This is a genomic window from Leifsonia aquatica (assembly GCF_014190775.1).
Taxonomy (GTDB): domain Bacteria; phylum Actinomycetota; class Actinomycetes; order Actinomycetales; family Microbacteriaceae; genus Leifsonia; species Leifsonia aquatica.
In genome coordinates this window covers 171,947-189,761 of record NZ_JACHVP010000003.1, presented here as the reverse complement: position 1 = coordinate 189,761, position 17,815 = coordinate 171,947, and the positions used below count along the sequence as shown (strand labels likewise).

Genomic DNA, 17,815 nt, shown 5'->3' with positions numbered 1-17,815 from the left:
CATCTGCAAGCGCTTTCTGATCACCGGTGGCTGGTTTATTTGCCCGCCGTAAACGTTGTGTTACCAGTCCGTTTCCGCGGCCCCTCCGGCCATCCAGGTACCCATAACCTCCTTTCTGAGAGACCGTTCAGCCTGTCTCTCACTGCTCCTCCTCGCCGCCCGGACCGGCTGCTTCGCCATGCCCGGACGACCTCCCCCACGCCCCCGAGCTAGGAGAACCGTGCCAACACGCCTGCCTGTACGACGACGGATCGCGCTCACCGTCGCCGCAGCCCTCATTCCGGTCGTCGCGCTGACGACCGCCCCTGCCGCCCTCGCGGCTCCCGCCCCCGACCCGGTCGTGGCCTCCGGCTCCGACTGGGCGGTCACCACCTCCCCCGGCGGCTACGTCGTCACCCTCGAGCTCGACGAGCCGCTGCCCATGGTCGACGACGCACCGACCCTCGTCGTCGACGGCGAGCCGATCGGCCTCGCCACGGAGTCGGCCGACGGACTGACCCTCGGGGTCGTCACCACCGACCCGGCCGTCGCGAACGCCTCCTCGGTCACCAAGGGGTGGTCGAGCGGTGACGACGACAAGGCCGCCGAGACGCCCGAGGCTCCGGCCACACCGGCCGTCCCCGAGAATACGACCCTCACCAAGCAGCTGAAGTCGTTCGCACAGCTCGCCGCCGTCGAGGACCCGGCCGACCTCGGCTCGTACGCGGTCACCGAGGCCGAGTACGACTTCGGCGACCAGGCCGTGCCGCTGGCCGCGATCGGCGGCATCCGCGGCGAGCTCACCGGCAAGATGTACCTGACGAATGCGGCCGGCGCCCGGCCGACGATCGTCCTGCTGCACGGCCGCCACACCTCGTGCTCGGGCACCGGAGCCAACCCGCTGCGCTGGCCCTGCGGCCCGACGCAGATGAACATCCGCTCGTACCTCGGCTACGAGGGCACGGCGCGGGCGCTGGCCTCGCGCGGCTACAACGTGCTCTCGATCGCGGCCAACTCGGTCAACTCGAACGACAACCAGCTCGCGCTCGACTACGGCGCGCAGGCCCGCGGCCAGCTCATCCTCGACACCCTCGGGATGCTGGCGAAGGCCACGGCCGGCGACGCGGTCGCGTTCGACGACATCACCACCGCGACCAGCACCGTCCCGAGCACCACGACGACCCGGACCCTGGATGAGGCCCTCGTGCGGGCGACCACCCGCACCGATCAGCCCGCCGCCGCCTCCGGCATCACCGCCGCGTCGCTGAAGGGACGCTTCGACCTCGGGCACGTCGGCATCATGGGCCACTCGCGCGGTGGCGAGGGCGTCGTCTCGGCGGCGACCCTCAACCAGGCGCTGGCGAAGCCGTACGGCATCGAGTCGGTGCTCCCGCTCGCACCCGTCGACTTCGGCCGCATGACGCTGCCCGACGTGCCGACCGCCGTGTTCCTCCCCTACTGCGACGGTGACGTCTCCAACCAGCAGGGCCAGCACTTCATCGACGACTCGCGCCACGCGTTCGACGACGACGTGCTCCGCTCCGCCGTCTGGGTGATGGGAGCGAACCACAACTTCTTCAACACCGTGTGGACGCCGGGCCTCTACCCGGCCGCCACGGGCGACGACTGGCGCACCACCGACACCACGTCGACCTGCGCGACCACCGACCCGACGCGCATGACGGCTGCTCAGCAGTACCAGGTCGGCGTCAGCTACATGACCGGCTTCTTCCGCCTCACCATGGGCGGCGAGACGCAGTTCCAGTCGCTGTTCGACGGATCGGTCAAGCCGTCCACCGCGTCGACGGCGTACGCCGACGTGCGGACGATGGCGACCCAGCCCGCCTCGAAGACCTCCCTGGTGAACGACTTCACCGAGACGAGCTCGCTCGTGCGGGTCTCGGGAGGCGCGACCGCCGCGGTCTGCACGAACCTGACCGGCCGCACCGTGCCGCAGTCGCTCCCGTTCTGCGCCACGACCAAGGCCTCCGCCCAGGTGCCGCACTGGACGCCCGGATCGTTCGCGCCGAACGTGCCCGAGTTCCCGGTGACGCGGTTCCTCTGGACGGGAGCATCGACCACCGATCCCGCCGTGCCGAGCACGGGCGAGCTGCGCGTGACCGTCCCGGCGAAATACCGCGACGTCTCGCGACAGTCCCAGCTCACGCTGAAGACGGCGCCGGACGAGGCCGTGCAGAACGGCACCGACTTCCGGATCACCGTCGTGGACGGCGCGGGCAAGACGTTCGCGATCGCCGCCTCCGCGGTGAACCCGCTCGCCGTGAACCGCATGCCGGGCGGGACGAACACGACCCTCAACAAGGTCGTGCTGCAGCAGCTGACCATCCCGACCTCCACCATCACCGGCATCGACCTGACCGACGTGCGCGAGGTGCGTCTCACGGCAGCGGTCGGCGCGGACGGCACCGGCACGGGAGGCGTCTACCTCTCCGACCTGGCCTTCGACACCCCGTCCGTCGGGACCGCCGTGGTGCAGACGCGGACCTCGGTGAACGTCGCGCCCACCATCGTCGAGGAGGGCAACGGCCCCGGCAGCGCCGACGTCGCGGTCTACCTGAACCGCGCGGAGAAGTCGGCGGTCACGGCGTACGTCAGCGTCATCGGTGCGGCGGCGGGATCGGTCGGCGTCGGGATCGGGATGGAGAAGGTCGCCTTCGCCCCCGGCGAGACCTGCAAGGCGGTCACCGTGCCGACGCTCGGCAACACCGCCGCCTCCGCGTCGCCCAGCACGGCCTTCAAGGTCAGCGTGACGAACAGCACGAACGCCGTCATGGGCGCGAGCGCGTTCGCCAACCTCACCGTCCGCGAGGACGACGGGGTGACGGGCGCCGCTCCCGCGCTGGCCCCGGTCGGCGCGCAGGGAGACGTGTGCGCCGAGCTCGCGGCCGCGACGAACCCCGTCCCGCTCGAGACCTCGGCCGAGGACGTCGCCCCTGGCGACTCGTTCACCCTCCGCGCGACCGGGTACCGGGCCGGCGAGACCGTGGCGTTCCGCTACGGCGCCACCGACCTCGGCACCGCGGTCGCGGAGGCGGACGGCACGGCCTCGGTCGTGGTGCCCGTCGCAGAGGACGCCGATCTCGGTCCCGCCGACGCGAGGGCGACGGGCTCCGGTTCGGGCCGCACCGCCACGGTGTCCGTCTCGGTGCTCGCACCGACCGAGACGACGGTCACCGTGTCGCCGGCGAAGCCGACGGCCGGGCAGAAGGTCACCTTCACCGCCACGGTGACCGGCCGCGACACCGCGGGCACGATCGCCTTCCTCGACGGAGGCGAGCCCGCCTCCGCTCCCACGGCGAAGGCCTCCGCCCTCGTCGCGGTGGCCGCCGCAGCAGCTGCGCCGACGGTGCTCGGAGAGGTGGAGATCGTGGACGGCGTCGCCACCCTGACGCTCCCCGGCGGCCTCGCGGCCGGCGATCACGCGATCACGGCCTCCTTCGCCCGCACCGCCACCGCGAGCGCCTCCACCTCGGACCCGATCACGGTGACCGTCGTGCCGGCGGCCTCCACCGGTGGATCCGGGACGGACGGAGCGGGATCGGTCGGCTCGGGAGCCGGCACGGGTTCGGCCTCGACCGGCGCCGACGCGCTGGCCGAGACGGGATCGGCGATCGGCCTCTGGCTGCTCGCCGGGGTGACCGTGCTGCTCGCAGGAGCCGGCCTCCTGGCCGTCTCTCGCCGCCGCCGCATCGCGGAGTAGCCGAGTACGAAGAACCTGGGCCGAAAACCGCCGAGTACGCAGAGAAATCGCGTACTCGGCGGTTTGGCGCGGGCGGTGTCAGCGGGTGGCGAGGCGGAGGAGGTGGGCCGCGGCGGAGGAGGTAGGCGTGGCGCCTCCGCTCCAGATCGCGGTCAGGGGGCGGATGACGCGCAGGTCGAGGACGCGCACCTGCACCAGCGTGCCCTGCGCGAGCTGGTCGCGGACGGCCAGGATGCTGAGCGCTGCCGGTCCGGCGCCGGCCGCGACGGTGGAGCGGATCGCACTCGTCGTCGAGAGCGCGAGCGCCGGTTCGACGGGTGCGAGCCCCGCCTCGGCGAGCGCCCGTTCGAGTGCCAGGCGCGTCCCGGAGCCGCTCTCGCGGACGACGAGCGGGGCGGCGGCGAGTTCGGCGGCGGTCACGCCCGAGCGGCGTCGGGCCCACGGGTGCCGGGGGCCGACGACGACCACGAGCTCGTCGGTCGCGATCGTGCGGTGCGGGAGGCCGGAGGGTAGGTCGGGGGTCTCGATGAAGCCGAGATCCGCCGCCCCGCCGCGCACGGCCTCCACCACCCCGACGCTGTTCGCCGCGGTCAGCTCGATGCGGACGCCGGGCTCGGCCGCCCGCAGAGCCGTGAGCCACGCCGGGGCGAGGTGCTCGGAGATCGTCATGCTCGCGGCCACGCGGAGGCTCCCGGAGGCGGGCGCGCGCAGCGCCGCGGTGGCGGACGAGAACCGGTCGACGGCGGCGAGCAGCTCGGTCGCCCACTCGACGACGATCGCGCCGGCTTCGGTCGGGCTGGTGCCGTGGGAGGTGCGGGTCAGGAGGGCGACGCCGAGATCGCGTTCGAGAGCGGCCATCCGCGCCGACGCGGCCTGCTGCGAGACGCCGGCCGCCTGCGCGGCTCGCGAGAGGCTCCCGGATGCGGCGACGCCGACGAGCAGGCGGAGGCTGTCGAGATCGGGTTCGCGCATGCGGCTCCAGACACAAGGGACGGTTGTGGCGACTCCCACCGTAGTCGCACATCCGTTCAAGACCCGGCGTGCCGTCGCGGGCGACCCTGGAGCATGCTCTCCGCCACCTCCTCCCCCGTCGGCTTCGCCGGGCTCGGCATCATGGGGCGCCCGATGGCGGCCAACCTCCTCTCGGCCGGTGTCGACCTCGTCGTCTGGAACCGTTCGCCCGGCCCCGCCGCCGAGCTCGCCGAGGCCGGCGCCACGATCGCCCGGGATGTCGACGACCTGTTCGCCCGCTGCCGCACCGTCATCCTCATGCTCGCCACCGAGGACGCGATCGACGCCGTGCTCGACCGCGCCGGTCCGGCCTTCGCCGCGCGGGTAGCCGGCCGGATCGTCCTGCAGATGGGCACCGTGACGCCCGGTTACTCCCGCGGACTCGCAACCGCTATCGCGGCAGCGGGCGGCGCGTACGTCGAGGCGCCCGTCTCCGGCTCCCGCGGCCCCGCGACCGAGGGGACGCTCGTCGCGATGCTGGCCGGACCGGACAAGGCGGTCGCCGAGGTCGCGCCGATCGTCGACGCGATGTGTGCGCAGCGGTTCGTCTGCGGCGCCGTTCCCGCGGCGCTCACGATGAAGCTCGCGGTCAACACCTTCCTCATCACGATGGTGACGGGGCTCGCGGAGGCGTTCCACTTCGCCGAGGTGACCGGGGCTAACCCTCGGGTGCTGCGGGAGGTGCTCGACGCCGGCCCGATGGCCTCCGCCGTCTCGCGCGGCAAGGCGGCCAAGCTCGTCGACGGCGACCTCTCGCCGCAGGCGGCGATCGGCGACGTGCTCAAGAACGCCGCCCTCATCGAGGACGCGGCGCGCGAAGCAGGCTCGGCCCATCCCCTCATCACCGTGTGCCGCGAGCTGTTCGCCGAGACCGCTGCAAGCGGCCGGGCGGGCGAGGACATGGCCGCGGTGGTCACCGCGCTCGCGGCGCGGGCACCCTCCTCGCGCCCCTGACGAGGCGGCCGGGCGGCGAGGCGGCACGAAGTGCACGCGAAACGGCCGAGGCGGCGAAGAATTCGCCCACTCGGCGGCGAGGAGTGGAGGTGGGGCGAGCTCAGTGCGGAGCGCGCTGCGCGGCGCGCCAGCGGCCCGGCGTCAGGCCCTGCGTCTCGCGGAACACGCGCGTCAGGTGCGCCTGGTCGCTGAACCCGGCCGCGGCGGCGGCGTCGGCGAGCGACCAGCCGTCGGCGAGGAGCCGACGCGCCGCCCGCACCCGGCTGGCCGAACGGTAGCGGCTCGGGCTCGTGCCGAGGGCCGCCGAGAACTGCCGGGCGAGCTCCCACCGGCTGAGCCCGGACAGCCCCTCGAGCCGCGCAGCGCTCCAGGCCGACTGCGGCTCGTCGCGCAGCGCTTGGGCCACCCGCAGCACGGCGGGGAGGTCGACCCGCTTCGACCATGCCGGCGACGGGCCCCCGGAGGCGGCGACCAGCACGCGCGCGAGCGCTTCGACGACCTCGACCTCCTGCAGCTCGTCGCCCGCGGCCGACCAGCGGGCGACCGTGGCCGCGCCGGGAAGCGGCAGTCGGTCGGGCCGCGCGATCGGGTCGCGCACGAACGGCAGGCCCGTCGTCCCGCCCGCCGCGCGGATCGCCGCCGGGTCGACGTAGAAGATGCGGTAGGCGATGCCCTCGGCGTCTCCGGGCATCCCGTCGTGCAGTTCGCCGGGATGCAGGATGTGCCACTCTCCGACGAGGCCCGCGTGGTGCTCGCCGCGGTAGTAGAACCGCTGCACGCCGGAGAGCGTCACGCCGATCCCGTACGTCTCGTGCCGGTGCCGGGCGAACCCGACGCCGTCGAGCGTGACGTCCCACGTCTCCACGGCGTCGCCGGCCGTCCGCTGGCGGAAGCCGAATCCCGCCGGCGCCGGTGCCTCGTTCGACGGCCCTTCGCTCATGGTGCACCGAGCCTACGGGATGCGTCGCGCACCGGCGATCGGCGGCAGCGGGAGCGGCTCCGGGCCCGCGGCGGCGGGCTCAGTCCGCGATCACCCGAGCGCGCCCCGCGAGGTAGCCGAACACGCCGAGCACGGCGAGCAGGCCGACGAGGATGGCGAGCGCCGGCGTCCACGAGCCTGTCGCGTCGTGCAGCGCACCCGCGGCGATCGGACCCGCGGCGGCGAGCACGTAGCCCACCGACTGGGCCATCCCCGAGAGCGCCGCCGCCTGGTCGTGGTGCCGGGTGCGCAGGCCGAAGAACGAGAGCGCGAGCACGATGCTCGACCCGCCGGCGAGGCCTGCCATGCTCGCCCAGACACCGCCGAGCTGCGGGGCGAGCAGCACGCCGAGCGCGGCGAGCGCGAAGAGCGCGGGCCCGGCGACGGCGAGCAGGCGCTGGTCGCGGAAGCGCGGGATGAGCGTGGAGGCGAGCAGGCTGCCCCCGATGCCGAAGGCGTTCAGCAGCAGCTGGTGCACACCGGCGGCGGCCGCATCCACCCCGGCCGCGCCCTCCATCGACGGAAGCCAGGTGATGAACACGTAGAAGCCGACCGACTGCAGCCCCATGAACGCGGTCACCTGCCAGCCGATGGCCGTGCCCCAGGGCGACCGGGCGCCGGCCGCGCGACCCGAGGGCGCGGCGTGGTGCGGCTCGGTCAGAGCGACGTCGTCCTCGGACGGCGGCACGACGGTGCGGCGGCGCAGCTGCGGCACCATGACGGCGAGGGCGATGAGCGCGAGGCCCGCCCACATCCCGAGCGGGAGGCGCCAGCCCCACGCCGTGAGCGCGGCGACCGGCACGGCGGCACCGGCGGCGATCGCGGCGAAGGAGGCCTGCACCGCCGAGTAGGCGCCCGTGACCTGCCCGATGCGGGTCGGGAAGTCGCGCTTCACGAGCGCCGGGAGCACCACGTTCAGGATCGCGATGGCGACGCCGAGCAGCCCCGTGCCGATCCAGAGGAGCGGCAGCCCCGGCAGTGAGCGGACCACGAGCCCGACTGCGAGACCGGCGAGTGCGACGCCGAGCGCCCGCTCGAGACCGAGGCGGCGTGCGAACGCCGGGGCGACCGGCGACACGAACGCGAACGCGAGCAGCGGGAGGCTGATCAGGATCGACGCCGTCAGCGACGACAGCCCCAGGTCGTGCTGCAGCTCGGCGAGCACCGGGCCGACGGTCGTGATGCCGGCGCGGAGGTTGCCGGCGACGAGCAGCAGTCCGGCGATGACCAGGGCGGGGCGCAGCGGGCGGATGGCGGCGGGCGTCCGCGCGGCCCGCTGGGCGGGGGTGGGACGGGTCTCGGTGCTCATCGGGCGTTCTCCTCGGGCTGGTCGGCGGGTTGGGCCTTGGGCTGGGCCGTGGGTTGATCATCCTGCGACGGTTCGAACCCGGCCTGCGCGTGGGCGACGTGCACCATCCGTTCGGCGGCGTCCGCGGCGCGATCCGGATCGCGGGCCTCGATCGCCGCCACCAGCTCGACGTGCGTCGCGTCGATGCGCGCGATGTCGTCGGCGAGGGCGTCGAGGTCGACGTCCGGCGAGTCCAGGTGAAGCAGCGCCTGATCGTTGCCGCCTGCCCCGCGGTAGAGCTCGGCCAGCAGCACGTTGCCGGAGGCCTCGAAGATCGCGCGGTGGAACCGGCGGTCCGCCTCGGCGTACGCGGGCGCGTCACCGGTGTCGCGGGCGGCGGCGCGCTCCGCCAGCGCCTCGGCCAGCACCTCCCGCTGCTCCGGCGTCGCGCGGGTCGCGGCCAGCCGGGCGCCTTCGCGCTCCAGCAGCAGCCGCACCTCGAGCACATCGGCGATGCGGTCGTGCTCGAGTCGACGGGCGAGCGCGGGTGCCAGATCGCTGGTCGCGACGACGAACGTCCCGTACCCGGCGCGGGCGCCGAGCATCCCGGCGTGCACGAGGGAGCGGACCGCCTCCCGCACACAGCCGCGGCTGACGTCGAACTCCCGGGCCAGATCGACCTCGGTCGGGAGCAGCGTGCCGACCGGGAACTCCCCCTCGGCGATGCGCTGGCGCAGCTGGTTGGCGATGCGTTCCGAAAGCGGAACGTTGGGGGCGAGGCGAGGCATGACGGCCACGCTAGCAGCAAATGATCAAATGTCGGACAAAGTTTGCCGACATGGCAAAACGGCCGAATCGCCCCTTCGGCGGACCCTGGCCGACTTATGCGTCGATCGGGGGAACGACCTTGCGGTCCTGCGCCGGGAAGACGACCTTCTGGATGATGATGATCGCGCTGGCCGCGACCGGGATCGCGACGAGGGCCCCGAGGATCCCGCCGATCGTGCCGCCGCCGACCGCCGCGATGACGACGATCGCGCCCGGCACCGCCACGGCCTTGTTCATGATGCGCGGGCTGAGCACGTACGCCTCCACCTGCATGTAAACCAGGTAGTAGATGAACGCGACGAGCGCGGTGAGGGGCGACGCGAGCAGACAGATCAGCGAGTTGATGATCGCGCCGATCAGTGTTCCGACCAGCGGGATCAGCGATCCGAGGAAGGCGATCAGGGCGAGGAGCGCAGGCTGGGGCGCCCCGATGATCGTGAGGAAGATCAGGCTCAGGATGCCGTTGATCAGCGCCAGGCTCGCCTGCCCGATCACGTAGCGGCCGACCGCACCGGAGACGTCGTCGACGAGCTCGGCGAAGCCCTCGCGGCGGTACTCCGGCACGAAGCGGGCGGCGATCCGCTTGATCGAGCGCAGCGACGCCATGAAGTAGAGGGTCAGGATGAGCACGATCGTCACGCCGGTCAGGCCACCGGCGATGCCCGCGCCGACGGCGATCAGCCCGCCGCCGATGGTGGCGAGGTTGCCCGGGTCCTTGAAGAAGTTGAGCACGCCGTCCAGACCCTGCTGGATGCTGTCGCCGTACTGGTTCGTGACGTCCTTGTACCAACTGCTCTTGGTGAAGTCCTCGATCGTGGTCGGCAACGTCTGCACCAGGTGCGTGATCTGCTGCACGAGCACGGGGACGATGGCGAGGATGATCCCCGCGAACGCCAGGATCACCACGGCGACCACGATGCTGACCGCGGCGCCGCGCGGGAGCTTGCGCTCGATGAACGAGACGATGGGGTCGAGGCCGAGGGCCAGGAACAGCGCGAGCCCGATGTAGACGAGCACCGTCGAGAGCTGGCCGATGACGGAGCCGATCAGCAGGGCGACCAGCACGCCCAGGGCGCCGACCAGTCCGAAGGTGAAGGGGTGGATGCGGCGCAGGGCACCTCTATGGGGAGCGGCGCTGGCGGCGGGCGAGCCCGCCACGGCCTCCGGATCGCTTCTGCGCTTCATGTCCCCTGCCTTCAGCGCGGGTGCTCGGCCATCCCGCGCCCGCCCGCACGGGCCCGGACCACGACCGTACCACCGGGCCATTCCGGGGCCGAGGACCTTGACATCCGCCGAGGTTCACGTTGTTGCGCCTGTTCCGTGCCGCGAAGCCGCTACTACGTGAACCTCGGCCTCGGTCAGCGGACGTGAACGGCCGCGGTGTAGCCGGCGCAGGATCCGGTGCCGTCCTTCCCGCACTCGTCGTACGGGCTCCCGCTCACGACGACGGACGCGTCGCCGCGCGGGAAGTCGTCCGGTATCGCGAGGGGGACGCTGAAGGAACCGTCGGCGGCGACCTCCACCTCCACCGGCGACGTCCGGGTGCCCGGGGTGCCCGGCACTCCTTCCGCAACGAGCGTGACGGAGTAGGTGTGCCCCGCGGAGTAGCCGAGGTCGCATTCCGCAGCGGGGCTGGAGACGGTGACCGTGGTTCCCGCGTCCGGCCCTGGCGGCGTCACCTCGAGCGGTGCGGGCAGGCAGCGGTCGATCCCGAGACGGGCCGACGACCCGCAACCCGCGAGTGTCAGCGCGAGCGCGGCCGCCAGCCCGGCCGCCACGATGCGCCTCCCCCAGGTCCCCATGCCGGGAGCCTAGCCAGCGTGGCGCCGAGGTTCACGTCGTTGCGCTCATTCCGGGACCCGAAGCCGCCACTACGTGAACCTCGGCACCCGGAGAGGGATGCTCGGCGAAGTCAGTTGGTGACGAGCGCGTCAGCGGGTTCTGGGGCTGGCGCGGTGCGGCGGCGACCGCCGAGCAGTCGCGCGGCCGTCACCACGGCGATCAGGGTGAAGAGCAGGCCGATGCCGATGTCGACCCACTCGCGTCGGGTCAGGACGGTGTGCGACGGGACCTTCGTGGTCGAGAGTCCGTGATCGATCCCGGGAGCGCCGACGAGGGCGAAGGCGACGACGGCGACGACCAGCGCGAAGGGGACGATGCACCAGAGTGCTCGGACGGTTCTGACGGACATGGGTTCCTCCGTTCGCGTCGAGGCTCCCGCGGCGGGTCAGCCGGGAAGGATGCGGGTGAAGTGGTGCGCGACGCCCTGCCAGACCGTGGTGATCGACACATCGCGTCCGACATCGGGTGCATGGATCAGCGTACCGTTCCCGAGGTAGATCCCGATGTGCTCCTCGTCGTCGAAGACGACCAGATCGCCCGGCTTCGCCTCCGACTCGGGGATCACGGTGCCGGCGTCGTCCTGCAGGTGCACGAGGTGGCCGAGGGATATGCCCGCAGCGGCATACGCCTCCATCACGAGTCCCGAGCAGTCGATGCCGGAGTGCGACGCGCCGCCGAGGACGTACGGCGTGCCGAGGTACGACAGTGCGGCGTTCACGATCGCGGCCCGGGCGCCTCCCGCGGCGAGGGAGTCCATGATGGCCGATGCGGCCTGGTCTCCGGCGGCGCCGCCTTCGGATTGCACCACACCCGCCAGGGCGGACGCGACGGGCGTGTCGCGGCTGATGGTGGAGGCGGCGAAGCGGGCCAAGGCCAGGTGCTGACTCTTCGTGGCGCCGGAACCGCCCGCGGACGACGACGACGAAGCGAGCATCGATGCGTCGACGAGCGCGGTGGCGGAGGTGGCCGCGTCGGCCGGTGGCACGACGGCGACGACGCCGATCAGGGCGAGGGCTGCGGCGGAGGCGGTGAAGGCGGCGGCTCGGCCGGTGCGGTGACGGTCATCGGAGCGGCTCGCGGTCTCGGGCTTCTCAGCCCGTCTCCGCCCGGCGCGGGTCGTCCCGGCCTCGATCCGATGGCGCGCTCGTCCGCTCGTGGCCATCCCGTTCCTTCCGCGTCGTCCCCGTGAGTGCGTGCTCCCGGTGCAGACCGGCCTCCCCAACCCGATCGAGCCTAGGCGGGCCACACTGGGCGCGACCGGCAAAGGACGCCGCTGCGGGTTCGGGTTCTCTCAGATCGCGCGGACAAGGCGGGCCGCATGGTCGGCGGCCGCGACTACGCTCGTCGTATGAAAGATATCGCGATCCCGCCCGGCTACGGCATGGTGCTCGCGGATCTGCGTCAGCGGGTTCGCGCGGCCCGGGCACGCGCCCAACGCGCTGCGAATTCGGAACTCATCGGCCTCTACTGGTCGATCGGCCGCACGATCCTCGAACAGCAACAGATCGCGGGTTGGGGAGCCGGTGTCGTCGATCAGCTGGCGAGGGACCTTGCCGATTCCTTTCCCGAGATGCGGGGGTTGTCGCGCCGCAACCTCCTGTACATGCGAGCTTTCTCGGAAGCGTGGCCGGACAAGAGCATCGAAGCGTTTGTGCAACAGCCTGTTGCACAACTTCCCTGGGGACATGTCACGACGCTCCTCGACAAGCTGGACAGCCGGGAAGCCCGAGACTGGTACGCCGCGGAGTCGGTGCGCTTGGGATGGTCGCGCGCTTTGCTCGTCGACCGCATCTCAGCCGACACGCGAAATCGGGTCGGCGCAGCCCCCTCGAACTTCGAAGTCCACCTCGACGGGATCGACTCCGCTCGTGCCCAGCAACTGACGCGCGACCCGTACGTGTTCGACTTCCTCGCCGTCGGCGATCAGGCGCGCGAACGCGACGTCGAAGCGGCCCTCACAGAACGAATCGAACACACCCTCCTTGAACTCGGAGACGGTTTCGCCTTCGTCGGCAGACAGAAGCACTTCGACGTCGACGGGGACGACTTCTACATCGACCTGCTCTTCTTCCACACGGTTCAATTGCGCTACATCGTCGTCGAGCTGAAGATCGGACGCTTCGAGCCGTCCCGCGCCGGGCAATTGGGCTTCTACGTCGCGCTCGTCGACGACCGCTTGCGCCTCCCGATGCATGCGCCCACCGTCGGAATACTCCTGTGCACGGATCGCAACGAAGCCGTCGTCCGGTACTCACTCGGAGGCACAGCGCAGCCTGTCGCCGTCAGCACCTATACCTACGATGCCCTGCCGCTCGCGGAGAAGCACGCCCTCCCGTCCGCGGATGATCTCACCAAGGCTCTGGCTGAGGCGTCCGGAACGTAGGGGAGCCGGCGACCTCGGGCCCCGGATCGAATGGTGGAGGACTCTGGAAATCGAACCAGACGAGTCGCCCCGATAGGCGAGTCCCCCCGACGTCGGGCCACGTTACCGCGCCGGGGCGCGACGAGCGAGACCCGACAGGCGGATCAGCGGGTTTCGTTCAGGAACCGCTCGGTGCCCTGGGCGATCTCCGCCGACAGGGTGTGGTGGAGGTAGTGCTCGCCCGGCAGGGGAACGACCTCGCCGCGGTCGACGCTCGCCGCCTGCTCCTCGTGCAGCGTCATCCACCCCTTCACATCGGTGTTGTCGTCCTGAACGAACAGGAGCACCGGGAGGTCGCGGGGGAAGGTGAGCCGCTGCGCGTCGCGGAAGTTCTGCGAGAAGTGCTCCGTCTCATCCACGTAGGTCGGGCTCAGACTGTTCTGCATCGAGAGCATCGTCATCTGCTTCTTCGCGTCATCGCTGAACGACGCCCCGGCATACGGGTCGCCTGCCAGGCCGGTGAGCACCCGCATCAGGCCGAGCGACTTCATGGCCTGCATGGCTCCGATCGGCAGCTCGTCATCCATCCCGGGCTGCGTGGGCACGCTGCTGTCGATGCCGACGAACGCGGTCACCTCGTCGGGGTAGGCGTTGGCGTACTCGAGACCGTAGATGCCGGCGATCGAGTGCCCCATCAGCACGTAGCGGTGGATGTCGAGCTCGCCGAGCGCGTCGTGCACCTCGGAGACGATATTGGCGGAGGTGCGAGGCCGGTCGGTCTGGTCGCTCAGGCCGTAGCCGAACGGCTCCACGACGACGGTGCGGTAGTCCACGTCGAGCTTCTCGGTGAGCGGGCCGAAGTCGAGGGCCGGCGACGACGTGCCGAAGCCGGGCAGCAGCACGATGGTCTGGTCGCCCCGCCCGCTCACGACGACGTTCATCTTCTTGCCGTCGACGTCGACCCTCTGGCCGTACGGTTCGATCTCCTTCGCCTCGGCCGACGTGGCGACGGCATTGGAGATGGAGGTCACGGCGAGCGTGACGCCGACGACGGCCACGAGGCCCGCGATCCAGAACGCGGTGACTTTCAGGAACGCCCTCCCGCGGCGCGGCGCGCGGGCCGGCGGGGTGTCGTGAGGGTCGTTCGGGGTGGAGGAAAGGCCGGATCCGTCGGTGCGGGTATTCATGTATTCAACGTATGGCGGCCGGCCCGGCGGCGGATCGGGCGGGAGTACCAGCGGCGCGAGCGGAAAGATCGTCCCGGGGGACCATCTTCGACCGGGCCGCTCTACACCGTCGCCACCCCCGCGATCTGCGTGTTGAACGGGACGAACGGCGTGTGGATGCGGTACCTCTCGACGTCCACGTTCGCGAACCCGGCGGCCCGGACCGCGCTCTCGAGGTCGCGTTCGCAGGAGCAGCCCTCGAAGGTCCATGCCCACGGCCGGCGGAACAGGCGCTGCGCCGCCCGGGTGGGGGTGCGGGGCGCGGCCTCCACGTGCTCCACAAAGCGAAAGGTGCCGCCCGGTCGCAGGATGCGGCGGATCTCCGCGAGCACCGCCTCCGGCTGCCGCACGGTGCAGAGCACCAGCGACGAGATCACGGTGTCGACGCTCCCCGCGGCGAGGCCGGTGTCTTCGGCCACCCGCGCGCGCAGGTCCAGGTGGATGCCGTGCTCGCGCGCCGCGGCCGCGAGCCCGTCGTGCATGTACCGGTTGGGCTCGACGGCGACGAGCGTGCCGCCGGAGGGCAGGTAGCGGAGGTTGGCCCCGACGCCCGAGCCGATCTCGACGACGGTGCCGGGGAGGTCGGCGAAGACGCGGTCTTTGTGCGGCTGGAGGCTGCGCTGCAGCACCGGGTCCATCGCGTGGAAGAAGGCGGCGTTGAAACGCCCGCGGAGGGCGTGCTGTTCGAAGGCGGGCGGCTGGACGGTCTCGGTATCGGTCTCGGTCATGGTCTCAGCGTCGCCGCTCCGGGCCACGCGGGCAGGCGTGGAACCACCCCACTTCGCTGCGCCGACCGCATCGGCTCCGCCTCTCACGCCCGGCCGTCGCGCTGAGCCGAGTGCCAGGCCGCGAGCTGCGCACGGGAGCGGAGTCCGAGCCGCTGCCGGATGCGGTCGACGTGACCTTCGGCGGAGCGCTCCTCGATGCCGAGCCGCGCCGCGATCTGCCGGTTGGTGAGGCCCTCGCCGACGAGGGCGGCGACCTCCTGCTGCCGGGCGGTCAGCATCCCGCCGCCCTCCCGCAGCGCGCGCAAGCCGAGGAAGCGGCGGATGGTCGCCACGAGGGCCGACGCGTCGCCCACGTACGGCAGGTGCGATCGCCCGGGCAGCACGACGAGTCGTGCGTCCGGGATTCCCGCGGCGAGCGCCTCGGCCTCTGCCACCGGCGCCGCGCGGTCGTGCTCGCGGTGCACGACCAGCGTCGGGGCACGCACGCTGCCGAGGAGGTCGCTGACGTCGAGCGCGTAGCTCATCCCGAGCAGGGCGCGGGCGGTCGCGGCGGTCGAGCAGGCGCGCTGGTACCGGCCGATCTCCGCACGCAGCGCGGCGCCCGCGTCGGGCGCGAAGACGTCGGTGAGCACGTCGGAGCCGAGACCCCAGTGCGCTTCGACGAGGCCGAGGAGGTGCTCCCGAACGGCGGGCGCGGCGACCTGCGCACCGGAGGCCCAGCCGCCGTAGAGCACCAGGCGGCGCACGGACGCGGGGTGCGCGGCGGCCCACGCCACGGCGACGAGCGCACCCATCGACACCCCGACCAGGTCGAACGGTTCGGGCCCGAGCGTCGCCACGACGGCATCCAGCTGCTCGAGCTCGAACGCGAGCGACGGCGGACGGCTCGGCACGGGCTCCGGAGACAGTCCGCAACCGGCGCGGTCGTAGCGGACGAGCCGCGCGCCCTGGGCGAGACCCGCGGAGAAGGAGCGCTCCTCCGGCAGCGCCCACCCCCGCTCGAGGTGGCTGAGCCAGCCGGAGACGTACACGATCGCGCGGCCGTCGCGGGGGCCGACGGTCGCGTACGCCACCTCCGCTCCCCCGACCGTCGCGACGCGGGCGATGCGCTGCTGCATGCGTCCATTGTGAGCCCGTGCGTACGATGCCCGTATGGTGCGCTGGGATCCGGGACTGTACGGGACGTTCGCGGACGAGCGGGCGCGCCCGTTCCTCGACCTCACGAGCCGGCTGGACGGCCTGAGCCCGGCGCGCGTCGTCGATCTCGGCTGCGGCACCGGCGAGCTCACCGCGACGCTGGCCGATCGGTGGCCCGAGGCGGAGATGCTCGGCATCGACTCGTCGGCCGAGATGCTCGCCGACGCGGAGACGGTCGCAGCCGGCCGCGTGAACCTGCGGTTCCGGCAGCAGGCGATCGAGGAGTGGGAACCCGCCGGCGACGTCGACCTCGTCGTCAGCAACGCCGCGCTGCAGTGGGTGCCCGGCCACCGCGACCTGCTGCGCTCCTGGCTCCCCCGCCTGCATCCCGCGGCGACGGTGGCGGTGCAGATCCCAGGCAACGAGGACTCGCCCTCTCAGGTGCTGCTGCGCCAGCTCGCTGCGGAACCGCGCTGGGCGGGGGCTCTTGACGGCGTCGGTACCGTGATCTCCCGCGTCGGGAGCATGCGCGAGTACCTCGACATCTTCCTGGAATCCGGCCATCGCGTGGAGGGGTGGGAGACGACGTACCAGCACGTCCTCGCCGGCGACGACGCCGTGCTGCAGTGGCTCAGCGGCACCCGCCTGCGCCCCTATCTCGCCGCTCTCGGCCCGAGCGCCGACGCGTTCGTCGACGAGCTGCGGCCCCGCCTCCGTGCCGCCTATCCGGCCGAGCACGGCGCGACCGTCTTCGGATTCCGGAGACTGTTCATCGTCGGACGGCTAGTCCCGGCCTGAAGATGTGACTTTCGTTGTAGCCGCCACGCCGCCCGCAATGGTGAGGAGGGCTCGACAATGAGCCCATGAGCAGTGTGGTCCAGCCGCACCGCCGTGCGCTCGCGGAGTGCGCGTCGCAGGTGGGGCTGGCTTTTCTGGAGGGCAGACCCGTGGTCCTCGGCGTCTTCGCGCTCCGCTTCGTCGTGGGGACGCTGCTGGTCGCGGACGCGGAGTGGTCGTCGCCGATGCTGTGGACGGCGGGGACGTCCTGGCTGCTCGCCGTGTGGGCCGTCTACCTGATCAACGGGATCAGCGACATCGAGGGCGACCGGCTCAACGGGTCGTCGCGGCCGCTGGCCAGCGGGAGGCTCGACAAGCGCCCGGCGATCGTCATCGCGGTCGCCCTCCTGGCCGTCTCCCTGCTGATGGCGACCCTGTTCCCCAGCCCCTTCCCCCTCGCGGTCGTGGCCTTCGTATGCCTGGGGCTCGTCTACTCGGTCGGGCCGTGGGCGGCCAAGAAGGCGGGCGTCGCCGCGCTCGCGGTCGCCGGGGGCGGCGTGTTCCTGACCTACCTCGCCGCGGCGCACGTCGTCGCGAGCACGGTGTCCACCTCCGCGTTCGCCTTCGCGACCGTGGCGTCGTCGTGGATCGTCGTCGTCGGCCACACGAAGGACTTCGGCGACGTCGCGGGCGACACGGCGGAGGGCCGCCGCTCGCTGCCCGTCCTGCTCGGCGAGGAGCGCGCGCGGACCGTGGTCGCCCTCGGCACCGCTGCGGTGTCCGCCACGGCGCTCGTGCTCGGAGCGGTCGTCGAGCAGCTGCGCGCGCTGCTCGTGCTCGGCTTCGCGGGGCCGGTCGTCATCGTCTTCGTGCTCGTCGCACGGGGAGGCGACCGCGGCGACGAGAAGCGTCCCTACCGCTCCTTCATGACCGGCCAGTACGCTCTGAACATCGCAGCGCTGCTCGGCGCACTGGGGGGTTGA

Annotated in this window: 16 protein-coding genes; 5 read left to right on the top strand and 11 right to left on the bottom strand. The window is 72.1% G+C overall.

Going from position 1 to position 17,815, the window contains the following annotated elements; translation table 11 throughout:
• The first annotated feature begins 220 nt into the window (after nucleotides 1-220).
• Entirely contained in the window at nucleotides 221-3,700 is a 3,480-nt protein-coding gene (locus tag FHX33_RS22185) for an Ig-like domain-containing protein (protein ID WP_039921603.1), read from the top strand.
• A gap of 78 nt (nucleotides 3,701-3,778) precedes the next feature.
• Here the strand turns inward: FHX33_RS22185 and FHX33_RS14185 are convergent, their stop codons facing one another.
• Nucleotides 3,779-4,672 carry a LysR substrate-binding domain-containing protein gene (locus tag FHX33_RS14185; RefSeq protein WP_183428645.1) on the bottom strand — a complete coding sequence of 298 codons (894 nt, stop codon included), beginning with the start codon at nucleotides 4,670-4,672 and terminating at the stop codon, nucleotides 3,779-3,781.
• On the opposite strand from FHX33_RS14185, the gene FHX33_RS14180 reads away from it, so the two are divergent.
• Nucleotides 4,574-5,665, top strand: a complete 1,092-nt coding sequence (locus tag FHX33_RS14180; protein ID WP_420870889.1) for an NAD(P)-dependent oxidoreductase — start codon at nucleotides 4,574-4,576, stop codon at nucleotides 5,663-5,665. The genes FHX33_RS14185 and FHX33_RS14180 overlap by 99 nt on opposite strands.
• A gap of 100 nt (nucleotides 5,666-5,765) precedes the next feature.
• Here the strand turns inward: FHX33_RS14180 and FHX33_RS14175 are convergent, their stop codons facing one another.
• From FHX33_RS14175 to FHX33_RS14145, 7 genes are all read right to left on the bottom strand, one after another.
• Entirely contained in the window at nucleotides 5,766-6,605 is an 840-nt protein-coding gene (locus FHX33_RS14175; RefSeq protein ID WP_183428644.1) for a helix-turn-helix domain-containing protein, read from the bottom strand.
• 79 nt (nucleotides 6,606-6,684) lie between these two features.
• A complete protein-coding gene (locus FHX33_RS14170; RefSeq protein ID WP_183428643.1) occupies nucleotides 6,685-7,953 on the bottom strand; it encodes an MFS transporter in 1,269 nt (422 codons plus the stop codon).
• Complete coding sequence (locus tag FHX33_RS14165; RefSeq protein WP_183428642.1) at nucleotides 7,950-8,720, bottom strand: FadR/GntR family transcriptional regulator; 771 nt, start codon at nucleotides 8,718-8,720, stop codon at nucleotides 7,950-7,952. Before FHX33_RS14165 ends, FHX33_RS14170 begins: the two co-directional genes overlap by 4 nt.
• Before the next feature lie 94 nt (nucleotides 8,721-8,814).
• The gene (locus FHX33_RS14160) at nucleotides 8,815-9,945 is read right to left on the bottom strand and encodes an AI-2E family transporter (protein WP_021762535.1); all 1,131 of its coding nucleotides are present in this window, start codon (nucleotides 9,943-9,945) and stop codon (nucleotides 8,815-8,817) included.
• 173 nt (nucleotides 9,946-10,118) lie between these two features.
• Nucleotides 10,119-10,562: a hypothetical protein gene (locus FHX33_RS14155; protein WP_021762536.1), complete on the bottom strand. Its 444-nt coding sequence runs from the start codon at nucleotides 10,560-10,562 to the stop codon at nucleotides 10,119-10,121.
• A 110-nt stretch (nucleotides 10,563-10,672) separates the two neighbouring features.
• A complete protein-coding gene (locus FHX33_RS14150) occupies nucleotides 10,673-10,951 on the bottom strand; it encodes a hypothetical protein (protein WP_021762537.1) in 279 nt (92 codons plus the stop codon).
• A 36-nt stretch (nucleotides 10,952-10,987) separates the two neighbouring features.
• Nucleotides 10,988-11,764, bottom strand: coding sequence for a C40 family peptidase (locus FHX33_RS14145; protein ID WP_021762538.1), 777 nt, complete (start codon nucleotides 11,762-11,764; stop codon nucleotides 10,988-10,990).
• 186 nt (nucleotides 11,765-11,950) lie between these two features.
• On the opposite strand from FHX33_RS14145, the gene FHX33_RS14140 reads away from it, so the two are divergent.
• Nucleotides 11,951-12,985 carry a PDDEXK nuclease domain-containing protein gene (locus tag FHX33_RS14140; protein ID WP_039921851.1) on the top strand — a complete coding sequence of 345 codons (1,035 nt, stop codon included), beginning with the start codon at nucleotides 11,951-11,953 and terminating at the stop codon, nucleotides 12,983-12,985.
• A gap of 143 nt (nucleotides 12,986-13,128) precedes the next feature.
• Here FHX33_RS14140 and FHX33_RS14135 read toward each other — a convergent pair whose 3' ends face one another.
• The 3 genes from FHX33_RS14135 to FHX33_RS14125 form a co-directional block, all read right to left on the bottom strand.
• Nucleotides 13,129-14,151: an alpha/beta hydrolase gene (locus FHX33_RS14135; protein WP_021762540.1), complete on the bottom strand. Its 1,023-nt coding sequence runs from the start codon at nucleotides 14,149-14,151 to the stop codon at nucleotides 13,129-13,131.
• Between the two features lie 101 nt (nucleotides 14,152-14,252).
• On the bottom strand, nucleotides 14,253-14,918 hold the full coding sequence (locus FHX33_RS14130; RefSeq protein ID WP_039921841.1) for a class I SAM-dependent methyltransferase: 666 nt from the start codon (nucleotides 14,916-14,918) through the stop codon (nucleotides 14,253-14,255).
• A gap of 83 nt (nucleotides 14,919-15,001) precedes the next feature.
• Nucleotides 15,002-16,036, bottom strand: a complete 1,035-nt coding sequence (locus FHX33_RS14125) for an alpha/beta fold hydrolase (RefSeq protein WP_021762542.1) — start codon at nucleotides 16,034-16,036, stop codon at nucleotides 15,002-15,004.
• Between the two features lie 34 nt (nucleotides 16,037-16,070).
• Here FHX33_RS14125 and FHX33_RS14120 point away from each other — a divergent pair, with 34 nt between their 5' ends.
• Together FHX33_RS14120 and FHX33_RS14115 are read left to right on the top strand one after the other, a co-directional pair.
• Nucleotides 16,071-16,853, top strand: coding sequence for a methyltransferase domain-containing protein (locus FHX33_RS14120; protein WP_021762543.1), 783 nt, complete (start codon nucleotides 16,071-16,073; stop codon nucleotides 16,851-16,853).
• A 65-nt stretch (nucleotides 16,854-16,918) separates the two neighbouring features.
• Nucleotides 16,919-17,815: a UbiA family prenyltransferase gene (locus FHX33_RS14115; RefSeq protein WP_183428641.1), complete on the top strand. Its 897-nt coding sequence runs from the start codon at nucleotides 16,919-16,921 to the stop codon at nucleotides 17,813-17,815.